This is a genomic window from Azospirillum cavernae (genome assembly GCF_003590795.1).
GTDB classification, from domain to species: Bacteria; Pseudomonadota; Alphaproteobacteria; order Azospirillales; family Azospirillaceae; genus Azospirillum; species Azospirillum cavernae.
The window spans coordinates 626,407-641,818 of the sequence record NZ_QYUL01000001.1 but is presented as its reverse complement, the minus strand read 5'-3'; the positions used below and the strand labels follow the sequence as shown (position 1 = coordinate 641,818).

Genomic DNA, 15,412 nt, shown 5'->3' with positions numbered 1-15,412 from the left:
GTTTCCCCTGAAACGGTGGAAAAGTTGCCGCGAATCGGGCTATAGAGTTGACCCCCTGGGGCGATCACCGGCCTAATGGCCCAATCGCATTCGTCACCCCCGTCAAGGAAGAGCAGGCGCGTCATGGTCGAGCGTTGGACACCCGCCAGTTGGAGGTCGAAACCGGCAAAGCAGATGCCGACCTATCCCGACCAATCCAAGGTCGAAGCGGTCGAACAGCGTCTGGCCAGCTATCCCCCCCTGGTCTTCGCCGGTGAAGCCCGCAAGCTGAAGGCCAAGCTGGCCGACGCGTCGGTCGGCAAGGCGTTCCTGTTGCAGGGCGGCGATTGCGCCGAAAGCTTCGCCGAATTCCACCCCAACAACATCCGCGACACCTTCCGCGTGCTGTTGCAGATGGCGGTCGTGCTGACCTTCGGCGCGGCCATCCCGGTGGTCAAGGTCGGCCGCATGGCCGGTCAGTTCGCCAAGCCGCGTTCCACCGACATGGAAGACATCGACGGCGTGTCGCTGCCCTCCTACCGGGGCGACATCATCAACGGCTTCGACTTCACCGCCGATTCGCGCGTTCCCGACCCGGAACGCATGATGCAGGCCTACACCCAGGCGGCGGCGACGCTGAACCTGCTGCGCGCCTTCGCGCAGGGTGGTTACGCCGATCTGCACAAGGTCCATCAATGGACCCTGAGCTTCGTCGAGCGTTCCCCGGCGGGCGAGCATTTCCAGGAGCTGGCCAACCGGCTGGACGAAACGCTGGCCTTCATGGCGGCCTGCGGCATCACGGCGGAAACCACCCCGCAGATCCGCGAGACCGATTTCTTCACCAGCCACGAAGCCTTGCTGCTGCCGTTTGAAGAGGCGCTGACCCGAATCGACAGCACGAGCGGCGATTGGTACGACGTGTCGGCCCACATGCTGTGGATCGGCGACCGCACCCGCCAGCCCGATGGCGCGCATGTCGAGTTCCTGCGCGGGGTGAAGAACCCCATCGGCCTGAAATGCGGCCCGACCACCGACCCGGACGAGTTGATCCGCCTGATCGACATCCTGAACCCCGACAACGAGGCCGGTCGTCTGACCCTGATCGTCCGCATGGGGGCCGAGAAGGTGACGGAGAAATTCCCGCCCCTGCTGCGCAAGGTCAAGAGCGAGGGGCGCAGCGTCGTCTGGTCCTGCGACCCGATGCACGGCAACACCATCAAATCGACCACGGGCTACAAGACCCGCCCGGTGGAAAAGGTGTTGGCCGAGGCGCGCGGCTTCTTCGACGTGCATCAGGCCGAAGGCACCCAGGCGGGCGGCGTGCATTTCGAGCTGACCGGCCAGGACGTCACCGAATGCACCGGCGGCGCCCAGGCGATCACCGATCACAAGCTGGCGCAGCGCTACCACACCGCTTGCGACCCGCGCCTGAACGCCAGCCAATCGCTGGAGCTGGCCTTCCTGCTGGCCGGCGAGTTGAAGCGTGGCCGGGTGGAGCGTGAGGCCCAGCGCCGCGCGTCCGTCGCCGCCGAGTGAACGAAAAACGGACCGGAGCCTCGCGGCTTCGGTCCGTTCGTTTCTGCGACCAAACGATCAAAAAATCTGAAAAAATCAGTGAACGACCAAGCGGTCGAGCAAAATCTCGCGAACGCGCACGTTGCGCATTTCACGATCCAGCACGCTGGCGATGGTGCTTTTCATCAGCTTGGCCCCATCGGCCCCGGCCAATTGCTGCGGGTCGATCTGGCGCATCTTGTCCGACAATTGATCGGTGATGCGCGGCACATAGGGTTCGGCCACCTTGCCGTCCACCAGCGGATCAACCTCCAGCAGAACCTTCACATCGACCAGACGGGCGTCGCCGCCGCCCAGGGTGAAGGTCATTTGCGGCAAGGCCGCGTAATTCTTCTTCGGGCCAAGCTTGTCGGATCCGGCGCTGGGGCTGGCGTTCTTGCTGGCGATCACCGCGCCTGTTCCACCCAACACAGCCAGAGTCACCAAAAGACCGGCGAGAATCACCGGCAGCAGCGACACCGTTTCTCCGTTGGCGTTTCGTCGAACCAGCCGCAAGATAGCCTCTCCGCCCACCAGGATCCGACAGGATCCACCCAAGCGACAGTTTAGGGAATGCTACCCCCCCGGTCAAACCGTCGCTTGTGACAATCTGAAGCGGCTCCAAAAACTCACGCCGGTTGCACCGGCACGTTGTCGATCAAGCGGGCCTTGCCCAACCAGGCCGCCACCAGCAACCGGGCCGGACGCTCGACGCGGGTGATTGGCGCCAAAGTCTCGCCGTCGCGCAGCTCCACATAGTCGATGGCGCCGAAGCCCGCCTCGGCGATCCGCCCGCGCACCGCCGTCAACACGCCGTCCAACTCGGCCCCAGCGGTCAGCGCGGCGGCGGCGACGGTCAGGGCGCGGTTCAGTTCCGGGGCACGGGCGCGCTCGTCAGGGCTGAGATAGGCGTTGCGCGAGGACAGGGCCAGCCCGTCGGCCTCGCGCACCGTCGGCAGGCCCTCCACCCGCACCGGGATGTCGAGATCGCGGGTGAAGCGACGGATCACCATCAGTTGCTGGTAATCTTTTTCCCCGAACACCGCCACGTCGGGCAACGCCTGGAGAAACAGCTTGGTGACGACAATGGCGACGCCGCCGAACATCTGGGGCCGGAAGCTTCCGCACAACCCCTCGGACGGACCGCCGACCGAAATGGCGGTGGCGAAACCGTCGGGGTACATGCCGCGCACCGTCGGGGCGTAGAGCGCCGCGCATCCGGCGGACGCCAGCTTGGCGGCGTCGCCCGCCTCGTCGCGCGGGTAGCGGTCGAAATCCTCGTGCGGGGCGAATTGGGTCGGGTTGACGAAGACGCTGGCGATGACATGATCGGCCAATTCGCGCCCGCGTCGGACCAGGGCGAGATGCCCGTCATGCAGGGCGCCCATGGTGGGAACCAGGGCCACGGTCTGCCCGGCGCCACGCCACGCGGCGACTTGGGCGCGCAGATCGGCGACGTTGCGCAGGACCGTCAGATGATCCGCCGCGCCGCCTGCGGCAAGGGCGCTGTCCGTTTGGGCAACCGTCGGCGTCGTCATGGCGTCATCCCTTGCGCGCGTCGAAAACTGGCGCTGGATAAACCGCCGAACCGTTCCTGTCCAGCGCCGCGTGCTGCGACGCAAGAGCAAGCCCGATCAGAACACGGACGCACAACGGGGGGGACGGCGAAGGCCGCCGTTCCCCCCCCGCCGCGCGGCAACCGCGTTCAACGCATCAACGTGACGCCAATCAGATAGGTCAGGTTGGCCCAAGCGAGGATCGTGGCCAGCAGAGCCAAAAAGGACGGGGCCAGAATGGCCGAACCGATGAGAATGGCCAGAACGACGACGAGCGCGCCAAGGGCCAGCAAACTAGTGCGCGTATCTTCCATGAGATGACATCCCGATCATTGGGTAAGGATGCTCCAAACCTAGACCATCCCCCCGCGTCTTAGGGCTGATCTGCATCAATCTTGCGCAAGGTTTCCCCATCAAGCGGCCAAAAAATATATCACTCATTTAGAATGTCGATTTTGCCTCATACCCCATCCTCCAACGGCTTTCTTGGCGCGTCCGACGAGTGGTGGATGGCTGGAAATCACGCAAAAGAAAAAAGGCTTCGAGATTTCTCTCGAAGCCTTTTTAATGGTGGGCGTGACAGGGATTGAACCTGTGACCCTTCGCGTGTGAAGCGAATGCTCTCCCGCTGAGCTACACGCCCGATCCCAGAATTCTCTGTCCATCGGTCCAGGCTGTCCCCTGGCGGAAGCGGCGTCTCGCCGGTTGTCGTCGGCGCCGCCGCTGCGGTGGGCGGGTTTCTAAGGCGTTCGTTGATTGCTGTCAAGCAGGAGATTCACTCCGTGAGGAAAGAAAATCGCACAGCCAAACGGCAAGCCTCAGCGCGCCCGCGCGCCCTTCGTTTTTGGCTGACTCTGTGCGCCGCGCTGGCGTTGCCCGCGCCTGGGGTCGCCGCGCCGGTGACGGCCAGCTACCGGGTGTATGTCGGCGGCATCGCGGTTCTGGACGCCGCCATCCTGCTGGATCTGACCGACCACGCCTATCGGATCGACCTCACCGCCCAGAATGGCGGGTTCCTCGCCAAGATTCTGCCCTGGAAAACCCTGTCGCGCAGCAACGGCGCCATCCAGATGGATCGGTTGATTCCGGCGCAGCACAGCCAAAGCAGCGTCTTTCGGGAAAAGCCGCGCAGCGTCGCCTTGACCTACAGCGCCGATGGCGGGGTCGTCGCCACGGTCACGCCGCCGCCGGAGGAGGATGACCGACCGCCAGTTCCCGAGGCTCTGCGCCGCGCCACCTACGATCCGCTCAGCGCCGGTTTGCTTCTGTTGCTGGCCGCCGGGCGCGGCGAGACCTGCGCCCGCGTGGTTCCCGTTTATGACGGGCGGCGGCGCTACGACATGCGGTTCGACAATGGCGGCACGCGCCCGTTGGCGCCCTCGCGCTATTCGATGTTCTCCGGCCCAGCGCAGGAATGCCGGGCATCGATCATTCCCATCGCCGGTCAGGCGAAACAATCCTCTGGCCCGTCTTTCTGGCGACGGGAGGAGGACTCCACGCCGCGCCCGCCGGGCGGGCCGCCGACCGATGTCTGGTTGGCCCCCATTCTGCCCGACGCGCCGCCCCTGCCCGTTCGCTTGGAAACCGACAGCGCGTTCGGCGCCGTCGTCATCCATTTGATCGGCGTCGCCCGCGCCGGGGAGCCGACGCGGGCTATCCCGTGACGCTGCGGGTGTCGATCACGGCGCCCGCCGTCTCGATCCCAAGCCGCTGGACGTCCGCCATCACAGCGTCCAACGACGGCCACAGCATGTGGCCGTCAATCTCCAGAAGCGCGCCGCCCAGCAGCGCCGCGTAACCGCCCAGCTTTCCCATGCACACGATCCGCGCGATCCGAGTGGTCATGGCGTGCCCTCCTCTTCCGGGCGGCGCGGCGATCCGCGCGCCCATTCACGCCATCATATTATCGTATGCTGATGGTGAGGTCCGCCGTCCGAAGGGATAACCACAAAGCGCAGAGGGATAGCGTGGGATAGCGCCCGCCCGTCACCGCGCGGCGAGCCGCTCCAACGCGGTCGGCAGATCGGCGAAATGGTCGAGGATCACATCCGCCCCCAGTTCCTCGACCGGCATGCGGGGATAGCCGTAGCTCATCGCCACCACCGGCACCCCGACGGCGCGCGCCGCCTTCACGTCGTTGCCGTTGTCGCCGATCATCGCCGCGTTTGGCGCCTGCGGGTCGGCCCCCAATTGTTCCAGCACCCAAGACAGATGCCGCCCGTCCGGCTTTTTGACCGGCAGGGTGTCGCCCCCGGCCACCGCGCCGAACAGGGGAGCCAGCCCGAGCGCGTCCAACAACTTGCGGCTGATGCGTTCGGGCTTGTTGGTGCACAGCCCCAGCCGGACGCCCCGCTCCGCCAACGCCGTCAGCGTTTCCGTCACGCCGGGATAGAGGGCGGAGGCTTCCTCATCCTCGAAATAGCGGTCGAGATAATGGCGGAGGATCGGTTGCACCGTCTCATCGTCCAGAACCGCGCCGGTGGCGGCGAAAGCCTGTCGGACCAGCATGGCCGAACCGTCGCCGACCATGGTCCGCACCTGCGCCTCGGTCAGCGACGGGCGGTCGAAATGGGCCAGGGTGCGATTCAGCACGCGGGTCATGTCGGGGGCGCTGTCGATCAGAGTGCCGTCGAGATCGAAAACCAGCGCGGAAAAGGGAAACGGCATCGCAAGCCCCGCAAGGTTGGGTCGGATCAAAGAAACCGCTCCCGTCCTAGCACAGCTTCCGTCCCGTCAACCATGCAGACCCTGCACAGGACCATCGCGCTTTCCCCCGCCGGTTGAGGGGGTTGACCACGATCTATGACACGCTGACACAAAAGTTGACTTGGGCTTGCGCCGTCGCTTGTGGCACATGAGGGCGTTCGCCGGTGTTTGCTTCGTCAGACGCCGCGATCCTCAGTCCGGTTTCACCATTCGGCCCGTCAGGAAGACTCCCATGGCACACCGTCCTCTCGCTTGCGTGATTCTCGCCGCTGGCAAAGGAACACGCATGAAGTCCGATATGCCGAAGGTGCTGCACCGCGTCGCCGGTCGCCCGATGGTCGGGCATGTGCTGGCCGCCGTGAAGGCGCTGGACCCCGATCACGTCGTCGTCGTGGTCGGTCCCGGCATGGACAGCGTCGCCGCCGCCGTCGCCCCCTACCCCACCGCCGTCCAGCAGGAGCAGCGCGGCACCGCCGACGCCGTGCGCGCCGCCTTCGGCCTGTTGGAAGGCTTCACCGGCGACGTCGTCGTGCTGTACGGCGACACCCCGCTGGTCACGCCCGACACGCTGCGCGCCATGGTGACGGCGCGGCGGCAGGCCAGCGACCCGGCGGTGGTCGTTCTGGGCATGCGGCCCGAGGATCCCGGCGCCTATGGCCGCCTGATCCTGAACGCGCGCGGCGGTTTGGAGAAGATCGTCGAGTATCTCGACGCCAGCGCCGACGAACGCGCCGTAACCCTGTGCAACGCCGGTCTGATGGCCTTTGACGGGGCGCGCATGTTCGACCTGATCGGGCGCGTCGGCAACCAGAACGCCAAGAGTGAATTTTACCTGACCGACGTCGTGCAGATCGCCCGCGTCTCCGGCATGGCCTGCGCCGTGGTGGAGGCCGCGCCCGCCGAGGTCGTCGGCGTCAACTCCCGCGCCGAGCTGGCGGAGGTCGAACGGCTGATGCAGCGCCGCCTGCGCAAGGCGGCGATGGACAACGGCGCCACGCTGTGCGACCCCGACAGCACGCTGTTCAGCCACGACACCCGGCTGGGCCGCGACGTGATCGTCGGCGCGCATGTGGTGTTCGCCCCCGGCGTCACCGTCGCCGACGGGGTGGAAATCAAGCCCTTCTGCCATCTGGAACAGACCCGGATCGACAGCGGCGCGGTGATCGGCCCCTACGCCCGCCTGCGCCCCGGCGCGGACATCGGCCCGGACGCCCATATCGGCAATTTCGTCGAGATCAAGAACGCCGTCGTGGAATCGGGGGCCAAGGTCAACCATTTGACCTACATCGGCGACGCGCGGATCGGGGCGAAAGCCAACATCGGCGCCGGAACCATCACCTGCAATTACGATGGTTTCAGCAAATCGCACACCGACATTGGGGCGGGCGCCTTCATCGGCTCCAACAGTTCCCTGGTGGCCCCGGTGTCGATCGGCGACGGCGCCATCGTCGGCGCGGGCAGCGTCGTCACTTCGGCGGTCGAGGCCGACGCGCTGGTCGTCTCCCGCGCTCAGCAAAAGGCCTATGTCGGCTGGGCCAAGCGTTTCCGTGAGCGCAAACAGGCCGAGAAGGCGAACAAGGCGTAACCTTCCCGCTCCAGCAGTCCACCAAGGCCAGCATTCCCCAGGCCCGCAGTCCCCCAGGAGAGTCCCCATGTGCGGCATCATCGGCATCAACGGCATCCATGACGCGACCCCTCGGCTGGTGGAAGGGCTGCGCCGCCTGGAGTATCGCGGCTATGACAGCGCCGGCGTCGCCACCCTGGTTGGCGACGGCATCGAACGGCGCCGCGCCGAAGGCAAGCTGCTGAATCTGGACGCCCGGCTGCGCGACGCGCCGCTGTCCGGCACGGTCGGCATCGGCCACACCCGCTGGGCCACCCATGGCGGGCCAACCGAAACCAACGCGCACCCGCACGCCACCCCGCGCGTCGCCGTGGTCCACAACGGCATCATCGAGAATTACCGGGAGCTGAAGGACGAGCTTATCGGCCATGGCTGCGTCTTTGAAAGCGTGACCGATTCCGAAGTCATCCCCCAACTCATCACCCATTACATGGACAAGGACGGGCTGTCCCCGGTGGAGGCGTCGGCCAAGGCGTTCAAGCGCTTCACCGGCGCCTTCTCCCTGGTCGTCATCTTCGCGGGCGAGCATGAGTTGATGATCGGCGCCCGCCACGGCACGCCGCTGGCCGTCGGCTATGGCGACGGCGAAATGTATCTGGCGTCGGACGCCTTCGCGCTGGCCCCGCTGACCAACCGCATCTGCTATCTGGAAGACGGCGATTGGGTGGTGGTCAGCCGCAGCGAGGCGGTGGTGCACGACGCCAGCGACGCCGTGGTTCACCGCCCGGTGAAGACGACGGCGGTCTCCGGCGCCTTGATCGGCAAGGACGGCTACCGCCATTACATGCTGAAGGAAATCTACGAGCAGCCGCAGGTGATCGGCGACACGCTGAACGCCTACATCAACCCGGTGAACAATTACATCGCGCTGCCGGATTTCCCCTTTGACGTGGCCAAGGCCACCAAGCTGACCATCGTGGCTTGCGGCACCGCCTATTACGCCGGGTTCGTCGCCAAATACTGGTTCGAGACGCTGGCCCGCATCCCGGTCGAGGTCGACATCGCGTCCGAATTCCGTTACCGCGAGGCCCCGCTGCCGGAGGGCGGCGTCGCCATCTTCATCTCGCAGTCGGGCGAGACCTTGGACACGCTGGAGGCGCTGCGCTATTGCAAGCGGCAGGGCCAAAAGATCCTGTCCATCGTCAATTCCCCGGAAAGCACCATCGCGCGCGAATCCGACGCGGTGCTCTACACCATGGCCGGGCCGGAGATCGGCGTCGCCTCGACCAAGGCCTTCACCACCCAATTGACCACGCTGGCCTGTCTGGCCGTCACCGTGGGCCGCGCCCGTGGCGCCATCGGCCCGGAGCGCATGCAGGAAATCGCCCACGCCCTGCGCGAGGTTCCGGCGCTGGCCGCCAGCGTGCTCGCCCATGACGAGCGCTTGAAAGAGCTGGCGCAGGAGCTGGCCGATTCCCGCGACGTGCTCTATCTGGGCCGTGGCGCCATGTACCCGCTGGCGCTGGAAGGCGCGCTGAAGCTGAAGGAAATCAGCTACATCCACGCCGAAGGCTACGCGGCGGGGGAGTTGAAGCACGGCCCCATCGCGCTGATCGACGACAGCGTCCCGGTGATCGTCCTGGTGCCGTCCGACAATCTGTTCGAGAAGGTTGTCTCCAACGTGCAGGAAGTCTGCGCCCGGTCGGGCAAGGTCCTGCTGCTGGCCGACAAAAAGGGCATCGCCAAGCTGGGCGACACGGTGCGCTGGTCGGTCGAACTCCCCACCTGCGACCCGCTGGTCGCTCCGCTGCTCTACGCCATCCCGGTCCAGTTGCTGGCCTACCACACGGCGGTGCTGAAAGGCACCGACGTGGACCAGCCGCGCAATTTGGCGAAAAGCGTCACGGTTGAGTGAGCAAGATTCAACAATGGAGTTTCTCTGGGGGCGTCCTGGAAAAGCAGAGAGCTTTTTTTGAGAAAACTCAGAGGAACACGACAGCAAGAGCGCCCCAGAGCGCCGTGCCTAAAATGTGAAACAGCACGGCGCTCTTCTAAGCTTTGATTGATCGAGCCGATTCGCGCGTCACATTGATCCCGATTTAACGCGATCTGCCCTAACGCCAGTCAGCGGGCGCGCCCGGTAATGGGCGAGCAAGCGGGGGCACAGTTTTTCCAACTTGGCGTCCAGTTCCTCGTCGCGGGTCTGCCCGACAAAACGGTTTGAAACTTCCGCGCCACGGACATTGCCGAACACGAACTCAAAGTCCGGCATCAGATCAGGAACATGCTGCCACAGCGCCGCCAGCATTTCGTTGTGGCGGCGCCGGTAGTTGTAGAAATCATCCTCCACCGGCCAGCCAAGCGCCCGGATCGTCTCAAGCACAGCCGGATCCCGCGCGACAAAATCCTCATATTCGATGACGGCGTCAAAGCGTTCGCGCTCGGCGAACATCTGATCCAGGATCAGGAATTTCTCGTCGATCAAGCCGGAGTAGTTCCGGTATCCCTTGGTGCGCAGGCTGACATAATTGTCACGGGGATCCCGCAACAGCAGAATGACCCGGTCAGGACGAAAACGCTCAAGATGCACGGCCAGAGGATAGGCCGTGGTCACGACCACCTTCGTCACCATGTCCAGGTCGGTAACGATGCGGGGCGCCGCGAAATTGTTGGGGACATCGACCAGCGCCAAACAATCCGATCGTTGCGCCAGGAACAGCGTGAACGCGGTCGAGCCGCTCGACTGCATGCCGTAAACCAGAATCCTCATTCACCCCTCCCCGGACACTGTCGCCGCCGCAGGCGACACCAGCCAGTTTTGCTCAATCTCGGCGCTGATGAAGACGTAACGGCGGGTGTGAGGCGTCGGATGGCGGACGCTGACGCCGTGGATCGCGTCGATCCCCTGCGGAAAGATCACCATCTGATTGGCCTGGTAGGGAACGACAGCGGCGACCTCCACCGAATCACCCGGCAGCGCGTATGTCTCCGTGTTGGAGATCGGGCCATTCTTCCAACGGAACAGCTCCAAATCACCCCCCACCGCGTCATCATCGGGATGGCGAAGATAGTAAAGACACGTAAAAAGCCGATTTGGCATGTCAAGATGCGGCCCCCGCGAGGTGGAGGGGACGGTCGTAACCGGCGTGTTGATCTCGGCCCGCGCGTCTTGAAGAATGCGCGCCTCATTGAAGCTGTCGCGCATCATCAGCCCCATCGAATGGTTCAGCAGATCGCCGCCCAGCGCCTCTTTGAGAGCCGTCGGCCAATGATCGCGGAACAGAGCCACCACCTCCGCAAAAAAGGCGGGCGCGCTGTGATGGCCGACGAACGCCTTCCATATGTCAGGTAGCGGCGTCATTTCCATGATCTGCCACGCCGACAGTTGAAAGCGGCAGTTGCTGCGCGGCGTGGCCTTACCCGCCCAACCGATCATCGAAAAGGGCGGAAACGTCTCGCTGAGCCGCTGGTGCGTCTCCTCGTCCAGCGCGTTCGGCACAACCAAATGGGGAAAAGGATCGAGACGAACATCGTCCGGCCCAAGGCCGGAAAGCAAGGACCGCATAACCTCATCTCCGAAGCGGGGCTGGCCAAGTGGGGCAAAGCCTTCGCATCATGCGGAAATCAATTCGGCAAAAGCAAGCAATAGGAGCATGACGGGCCAACCGATCAATTCCCCGCGAAGGTCCGCGCCGTCCATTCCCGGCTCGCTTGCGTCGGTGATCGGGCGCGGCTGAATCGCGCGGCCCGCCGGAATGGCGCGCATGCAGCTTTACTCTCCAGCGCCGCTTGATCCATTCTCCCCCCAGATCAATCCGCGCGACAGAATGATGCCAACCCACGGACCCCAGATCGTTTGGCGGACGGACCAGCCAACACGACGCCCGCCCGCCCGGTCTTTCTTGCCGCTGCTGCGCGCCGCCGTCGCCGCGCGCCCTGACCGCCCCGATCTGCTGCGCGATCTTGCGGTCGCTCTTCGGGACGATCGGCGTTGGGTGGAGATCCACGACCTTCTGTCCCCGCTTGCGGAAAAAGGCGGGCTGACGCCGGCGCTCGCGTGTGAGTTGGCGCAGGCCGCGATCGCCTGCGACCAGCCGGACCTGGCGTTGAGGGTCTTGGCCCCAGAGATCGCCGGAACAGCGCGAGACGCGCGCCGACAAAGAGTCCTTGCCCTCTACGCCCTGAACCGGATCGACGAGGCCCGGACGGCGGCGGCGCAGGTTCTGGACGAGAATCCCAGCGACAGCATGGTGCTGGGCGCCTTCGCGAACGACTGCCTGACGCACGGCGCCGCCGAGGATCTGGCGAGCTTGTGTCAGGGGGCCATCGACGGCGGCGTCGGCTCCACCCTTCATCTCGCCTATCTGTCCGCCGCGCTTTCCTTGGCCGGTCGAACGTCGGACGTCGTTCGCTTGATCGACCCGGAATATTTGTGCCGCCGAATCGAACTGGATTCCGGGCTGATCGACAATGAGGAGCTGACCCAGGCGATCCTGACGCACCCGGCGCTCGCCCCATCGCCGGAGACCAAGCCGACGTACGGGCGCAATCTGCGCCTTGAAGGGCTGGCCAGCGTTGAACATCCGGCGATCCGCAATCTGCTCGCCGTCGTTCGCCGACAGGTCGATGATTATCTGGCGGAGCGTCTCAACGCGCCGCACCCGCTGATTGCCCATCGCCCGCAAACGGCGCGGTTGCAGGGTTGGGCGCTGGTCCTGTCGGATGACGGGCACGAAGAGACTCACATTCATCCCCAGGGCTGGCTGACCGTCGTCTACTACGCGCGCGTTCCGACGAGCGAGACGCGAGGCGCGGAGCGCGAGGCGCCGCCACCGGGATCGCTCGCCTTCGGCCCCTGGCCCCGGTTCATCGGGGAATCCTTGCCGGATTTTCCACGCTGGCGCGTGGAGCCGCAGGACGGAACGCTGCTGATTTTCCCCTCCTTCCTTGGACATGGGACCATTCCCACAGGCGTGGGCGAGCCGCGAATCTGCGTGGCGCTCGACGTCCTTCCGTGCGACCAAGCGCCGACGCCCTGACCACCCACAAGCCCTGACCAGAGACGGAACCAGGATCGCAGCATGAGCACCGCCCCCGCCCTGCGCGCTTTCGAGCAGCCCGCCCCCCACCGGGTGATCCGCAATTTTCTCGGCTCCGATTTGATCGGCCAGTTGCTGGCTCACGCCGAAGCCAACCGGGACACCTTCAGGCCCACCGGGGTTGGCGACAGGAAAATCAATCCCGAGATGCGCGTCTCACGGGTTCTGCGGGATTTCGGATCGCTGCGGGACGCGTTGGAGGCGCGTTTTCTGTCGGTCATGGATCCGACCGTCGCCGATCTGCGCCTGTCATCTTTCGATTTGGGTCGGTTGGAGATTGAGCTTGTCGCCCATGGCGATGGCGCGTTCTACCGACGGCACATCGACACGCGAACCGGCCCGTCCGACAAAACGACGGATCGGGCCTTGACCGGCGTGCACTATTTCCACGCCGAACCCAAAAGCTACAGCGGCGGCGAATTGCGGCTGCATTCCATCCTGCCGCCCGAACAGGGTGGACAGTTCCTGGACATCACGCCAGAACAGGACATGCTGCTGCTGTTCCCCTCCTGGGCGCCCCACGAGGTGCGCCCGGTCGCCTGCCCGTCCGGCGCGTTCAGGGACCAGCGTTTCGCCATCAACTGCTGGTACCGGAGCCGTCGCACGTCATGATCCCGTCCGCTTATGTGGGAGGCCCCCTCGCCGACGCGGTGATCCACGCCGAGGCGGGCGTTGCCGAACACATCGACGTCGACGCCTATTTGCGCGCGCGCGGCTTTGTTCATGGGCGACTGACCAAAGGCGAGACTCCGGGATTCGACGCCGCTCTGCGCTTTCTGGTCGGCGACGCGACGGACAGCGCGCCGTCGTCTCCGGTTGAGGCGATGCCCCATTGGCAAGCCGACCTGATCCTGTTGCCGCAGGAACGCGCTGAACCTTTCGCGTCACCCAGCGCCAGCCTGGAACGCGACGCCCGGACGCCGGATCAGAACAGTTGGGCGCCGCCGCATTATGTCGACATCGACTTTGACGGGTCGCTCAATTGACCGCGCCAGGACGCCACCATCACGGACATGATTCATGCGGTTGATCTGCGGCTTCCTCCATCTTGACGGCCGACCGGCTGAGGCCGGGCGGCTCGCCGCCATGGTCGCCGCCATGATCGAGTCGGGCCTGACCCCTGCGGTGGCGAGTTTTGTCGAAGGGCCGATGGCGCTCGCCACGCTTGAATTTGCGCCAGCCGCCGCCATTCCGCGCGTTGACCCGCCCGCCGCCACCGCCCTGCCGCGCGGCGCGAGCGGTCTCGTGCTGGCCGCTGACGCTCGACTCTACGAAGGCGCCGACGGAAAAACCGACGAGGCCGCGCTGTTGAACGCGCTGGAACGTCGGGAGGCTGACGGGTCCGACGGAGGGCTTGGCGGCATTTTCGGCGACTTCGCCCTGGCCGCTTGGGATCCGCGCGATCAAACGCTGCTGTGCGCCCGTGACGGCATGGGGGTCCGACCGCTCTTCATCAACGATCAACCGGATCGGGTGTTCGCCTTCGCCTCGCTGCCTCGGGGCCTGAACGCCAGCGGCTTCGTCGCGCGGGAACTCGACGAAGCCGCCCTTCTGAGCACGCTGTTGATGCGCGGGACGCCCAACAACCGCTCCGTGCTTCGCGGCGTTGAACGGCTTCCGGTGGGGGCGTGGACGCGTGTGTCGGCGCGTCGGCGGGAAAGCGGGCGGCATTGGCGGCTCGACCCGGCGACCGCAGGCCAAAACCGTTGCCGCCCGGAAGAGGCCGCCGAAGAGATGGCGGCGCTGGTCACGCAAGCGGTCCGCGTCCGCCTGCCGGAAACCGGGCCGGTGGCGACTCACCTGAGCGGCGGGCTTGATTCCCCCTCCATCACCGTCCTCGCCGCCCGCGCCTTGCGCGCGACGGGGCGCCCGTTGCTCGCCTACCCATTCCTGCCGACGCCGCAGGGAGACTATGCGCCGGACGGCGAAGGTCCGCTCGCCCAAACGGTGCTGGACCAGGAACCGGACATCGTCAGCATTCCCGCGCGCATTGGCCCTCCGCTGGATTTTCTGCTGCCCCGGATGGATTGCGATCAACCCCTGCCGTTCGACCCCGCCGATCCCAACGCGTGGATCTGCATGGACGCGGCGGCGCGCGGCGCGCAGATTTTTCTTTCAGGGTGGGGCGGCGATGAGGGGGCGTCCTTCAACGGTCGCGGCGCCCTGGCCGAAGCGCTGCTCGCCGGTCGCTGGTGGAGGTTCGCGCGCGAGATTCGGGCGGTGTCCGTCGCCAGGGGCTGTTTGATGACGGATACGCTGCGTGGCGAGGTGCTGAACTATCTGCTGCCAGACGCCATTCAGACCTTCGCCCGGAGTCTGCTCGGCAGAACGCGGGACAGCGCGCCAATGACCTCAATCAGGCTGCTGTTGCGCAACGAGGCGATGGGCGGCGTCCCCCCGCCGTCGCCGCCGATGCGCCCCAACGCCGTCGCCAATCGTCTGCGCCTCCTGAACGGGCCGGTTCTGACGCGGCGGCCCGAACATTGGGCGCTGACGGGCGCCCGCACCGGCATTGCCGCCGCTTTCCCCCTGCTCGACCGTCGGGTGATCGAATTCGCGCTGTCGTTGCCAAGCGCGCTGTTCCTGCGCGACGGTGTTTCGCGGCGGCTGTACCGCGACGCCATGATTGGAATCCTGCCGGACAAGATCCTTAAAAACTCCACCAAACATACCCCTTTTCCCGAGGCCTCCCTGGTCGTCGCCCTGCAACGCGACACGCTGCTCCGTCAGCTTTCCGACCTGCGCGGACACCCACGGATCAACGCGCTGTTCGATCTGGAGGCTTTGGAACAGCGTTTGCGCGCCTTGCCGCCCCCGGAAGAGGCGTTGCGCCGCTCGGGCGAATTGGGTGGCGACCGGGCTTTGCGCAAGGTTGCGGAAACGGCGCCGCGTGTTTTACGCTTTATTTCCTATGTTCGGCAACATCACTGACACGCGCGGCGACATCACGGATG

Annotated in this window: 16 protein-coding genes and 1 tRNA gene; 8 read left to right on the top strand and 9 right to left on the bottom strand. The window is 65.5% G+C overall.

Features of this window, described 5'->3' with window-relative positions; genetic code table 11:
• Nucleotides 1-123 precede the first annotated feature (123 nt).
• Nucleotides 124-1,515 carry a class II 3-deoxy-7-phosphoheptulonate synthase gene (locus tag D3877_RS03090; RefSeq protein WP_119829287.1) on the top strand — a complete coding sequence of 464 codons (1,392 nt, stop codon included), beginning with the start codon at nt 124-126 and terminating at the stop codon, nt 1,513-1,515.
• A 75-nt stretch (nt 1,516-1,590) separates the two neighbouring features.
• Here the strand turns inward: D3877_RS03090 and D3877_RS03085 are convergent, their stop codons facing one another.
• The 4 genes from D3877_RS03085 to D3877_RS03070 all read right to left on the bottom strand — a co-directional run bounded on the left by D3877_RS03085 (nt 1,591) and on the right by D3877_RS03070 (nt 3,732).
• Nucleotides 1,591-2,049: a flagellar basal body-associated FliL family protein gene (locus D3877_RS03085; RefSeq protein ID WP_238474704.1), complete on the bottom strand. Its 459-nt coding sequence runs from the start codon at nt 2,047-2,049 to the stop codon at nt 1,591-1,593.
• A gap of 113 nt (nt 2,050-2,162) precedes the next feature.
• Nucleotides 2,163-3,071 (bottom strand): pantoate--beta-alanine ligase, encoded by a 909-nt coding sequence (panC, locus tag D3877_RS03080; RefSeq protein WP_119829286.1) that lies wholly within the window; start codon nt 3,069-3,071, stop codon nt 2,163-2,165.
• A 167-nt stretch (nt 3,072-3,238) separates the two neighbouring features.
• Complete coding sequence (locus tag D3877_RS03075; RefSeq protein WP_119829285.1) at nt 3,239-3,403, bottom strand: sugar tyrosine-protein kinase; 165 nt, start codon at nt 3,401-3,403, stop codon at nt 3,239-3,241.
• A 254-nt stretch (nt 3,404-3,657) separates the two neighbouring features.
• Nucleotides 3,658-3,732 (bottom strand) — tRNA-Val (locus tag D3877_RS03070).
• 139 nt (nt 3,733-3,871) lie between these two features.
• On the opposite strand from D3877_RS03070, the gene D3877_RS03065 reads away from it, so the two are divergent.
• Nucleotides 3,872-4,753: a DUF3108 domain-containing protein gene (locus D3877_RS03065; protein ID WP_158599774.1), complete on the top strand. Its 882-nt coding sequence runs from the start codon at nt 3,872-3,874 to the stop codon at nt 4,751-4,753.
• Here the strand turns inward: D3877_RS03065 and D3877_RS03060 are convergent.
• Nucleotides 4,743-4,934, bottom strand: a complete 192-nt coding sequence (locus D3877_RS03060) for a hypothetical protein (RefSeq protein WP_119829283.1) — start codon at nt 4,932-4,934, stop codon at nt 4,743-4,745. The genes D3877_RS03065 and D3877_RS03060 overlap by 11 nt on opposite strands.
• Nucleotides 4,935-5,075: 141 nt before the next feature.
• Nucleotides 5,076-5,756 carry a phosphoglycolate phosphatase gene (gene gph, locus D3877_RS03055; RefSeq protein ID WP_119829282.1) on the bottom strand — a complete coding sequence of 227 codons (681 nt, stop codon included), beginning with the start codon at nt 5,754-5,756 and terminating at the stop codon, nt 5,076-5,078.
• Nucleotides 5,757-6,027: 271 nt separating this feature from the next.
• Between gph and glmU the strand changes: the two genes are divergently transcribed.
• Nucleotides 6,028-7,380, top strand: coding sequence for a bifunctional UDP-N-acetylglucosamine diphosphorylase/glucosamine-1-phosphate N-acetyltransferase GlmU (gene glmU / locus D3877_RS03050; protein ID WP_119829281.1), 1,353 nt, complete (start codon nt 6,028-6,030; stop codon nt 7,378-7,380).
• 67 nt (nt 7,381-7,447) lie between these two features.
• A complete protein-coding gene (gene glmS, locus D3877_RS03045; RefSeq protein WP_119829280.1) occupies nt 7,448-9,274 on the top strand; it encodes a glutamine--fructose-6-phosphate transaminase (isomerizing) in 1,827 nt (608 codons plus the stop codon).
• Nucleotides 9,275-9,442: 168 nt separating this feature from the next.
• On the opposite strand, the gene D3877_RS03040 is transcribed toward glmS, so the two are convergent.
• From D3877_RS03040 to D3877_RS29715, 3 genes are all read right to left on the bottom strand, one after another.
• Nucleotides 9,443-10,051, bottom strand: coding sequence for a sulfotransferase family protein (locus D3877_RS03040; RefSeq protein ID WP_147395080.1), 609 nt, complete (start codon nt 10,049-10,051; stop codon nt 9,443-9,445).
• A gap of 78 nt (nt 10,052-10,129) precedes the next feature.
• Nucleotides 10,130-10,924 (bottom strand): 2OG-Fe(II) oxygenase, encoded by a 795-nt coding sequence (locus D3877_RS03035; RefSeq protein WP_119829278.1) that lies wholly within the window; start codon nt 10,922-10,924, stop codon nt 10,130-10,132.
• 48 nt (nt 10,925-10,972) lie between these two features.
• The gene (locus tag D3877_RS29715) at nt 10,973-11,125 is read right to left on the bottom strand and encodes a hypothetical protein (RefSeq protein WP_158599773.1); all 153 of its coding nucleotides are present in this window, start codon (nt 11,123-11,125) and stop codon (nt 10,973-10,975) included.
• Between the two features lie 136 nt (nt 11,126-11,261).
• Here D3877_RS29715 and D3877_RS03030 point away from each other — a divergent pair, with 136 nt between their 5' ends.
• The 4 genes from D3877_RS03030 to D3877_RS03015 are packed head-to-tail and all read left to right on the top strand — an operon-like array spanning nt 11,262 to nt 15,389.
• Nucleotides 11,262-12,398, top strand: a complete 1,137-nt coding sequence (locus D3877_RS03030; protein WP_158599772.1) for a 2OG-Fe(II) oxygenase family protein — start codon at nt 11,262-11,264, stop codon at nt 12,396-12,398.
• Between the two features lie 42 nt (nt 12,399-12,440).
• The gene (locus D3877_RS03025) at nt 12,441-13,070 is read left to right on the top strand and encodes a 2OG-Fe(II) oxygenase (protein WP_119829276.1); all 630 of its coding nucleotides are present in this window, start codon (nt 12,441-12,443) and stop codon (nt 13,068-13,070) included.
• Nucleotides 13,067-13,444, top strand: a complete 378-nt coding sequence (locus tag D3877_RS03020) for a hypothetical protein (protein ID WP_119829275.1) — start codon at nt 13,067-13,069, stop codon at nt 13,442-13,444. Before D3877_RS03025 ends, D3877_RS03020 begins: the two co-directional genes overlap by 4 nt.
• Nucleotides 13,445-13,478: 34 nt before the next feature.
• Nucleotides 13,479-15,389, top strand: a complete 1,911-nt coding sequence (locus tag D3877_RS03015) for an asparagine synthase-related protein (RefSeq protein ID WP_119829274.1) — start codon at nt 13,479-13,481, stop codon at nt 15,387-15,389.
• The last annotated feature ends 23 nt before the right edge of the window (nt 15,390-15,412 follow it).

What these genes read in the sequence shown, in the direction of transcription:
- D3877_RS03020 (WP_119829275.1), top strand. Translation starts at nt 13,067, where the DNA reads ATGATCCCGTCCGCTTATGTGGGAGGCCCCCTCGCCGACGCGGTGATC.
- panC (WP_119829286.1), bottom strand. Translation starts at nt 3,071, where the DNA reads ATGACGACGCCGACGGTTGCCCAAACGGACAGCGCCCTTGCCGCAGGC.
- D3877_RS03090 (WP_119829287.1), top strand. Translation starts at nt 124, where the DNA reads ATGGTCGAGCGTTGGACACCCGCCAGTTGGAGGTCGAAACCGGCAAAG.
- glmU (WP_119829281.1), top strand. Translation starts at nt 6,028, where the DNA reads ATGGCACACCGTCCTCTCGCTTGCGTGATTCTCGCCGCTGGCAAAGGA.
- gph (WP_119829282.1), bottom strand. Translation starts at nt 5,756, where the DNA reads ATGCCGTTTCCCTTTTCCGCGCTGGTTTTCGATCTCGACGGCACTCTG.
- D3877_RS03060 (WP_119829283.1), bottom strand. Translation starts at nt 4,934, where the DNA reads ATGACCACTCGGATCGCGCGGATCGTGTGCATGGGAAAGCTGGGCGGT.
- D3877_RS03035 (WP_119829278.1), bottom strand. Translation starts at nt 10,924, where the DNA reads ATGCGGTCCTTGCTTTCCGGCCTTGGGCCGGACGATGTTCGTCTCGAT.
- D3877_RS03015 (WP_119829274.1), top strand. Translation starts at nt 13,479, where the DNA reads ATGCGGTTGATCTGCGGCTTCCTCCATCTTGACGGCCGACCGGCTGAG.
- D3877_RS03025 (WP_119829276.1), top strand. Translation starts at nt 12,441, where the DNA reads ATGAGCACCGCCCCCGCCCTGCGCGCTTTCGAGCAGCCCGCCCCCCAC.
- glmS (WP_119829280.1), top strand. Translation starts at nt 7,448, where the DNA reads ATGTGCGGCATCATCGGCATCAACGGCATCCATGACGCGACCCCTCGG.
- D3877_RS29715 (WP_158599773.1), bottom strand. Translation starts at nt 11,125, where the DNA reads ATGCGCGCCATTCCGGCGGGCCGCGCGATTCAGCCGCGCCCGATCACC.
- D3877_RS03075 (WP_119829285.1), bottom strand. Translation starts at nt 3,403, where the DNA reads ATGGAAGATACGCGCACTAGTTTGCTGGCCCTTGGCGCGCTCGTCGTC.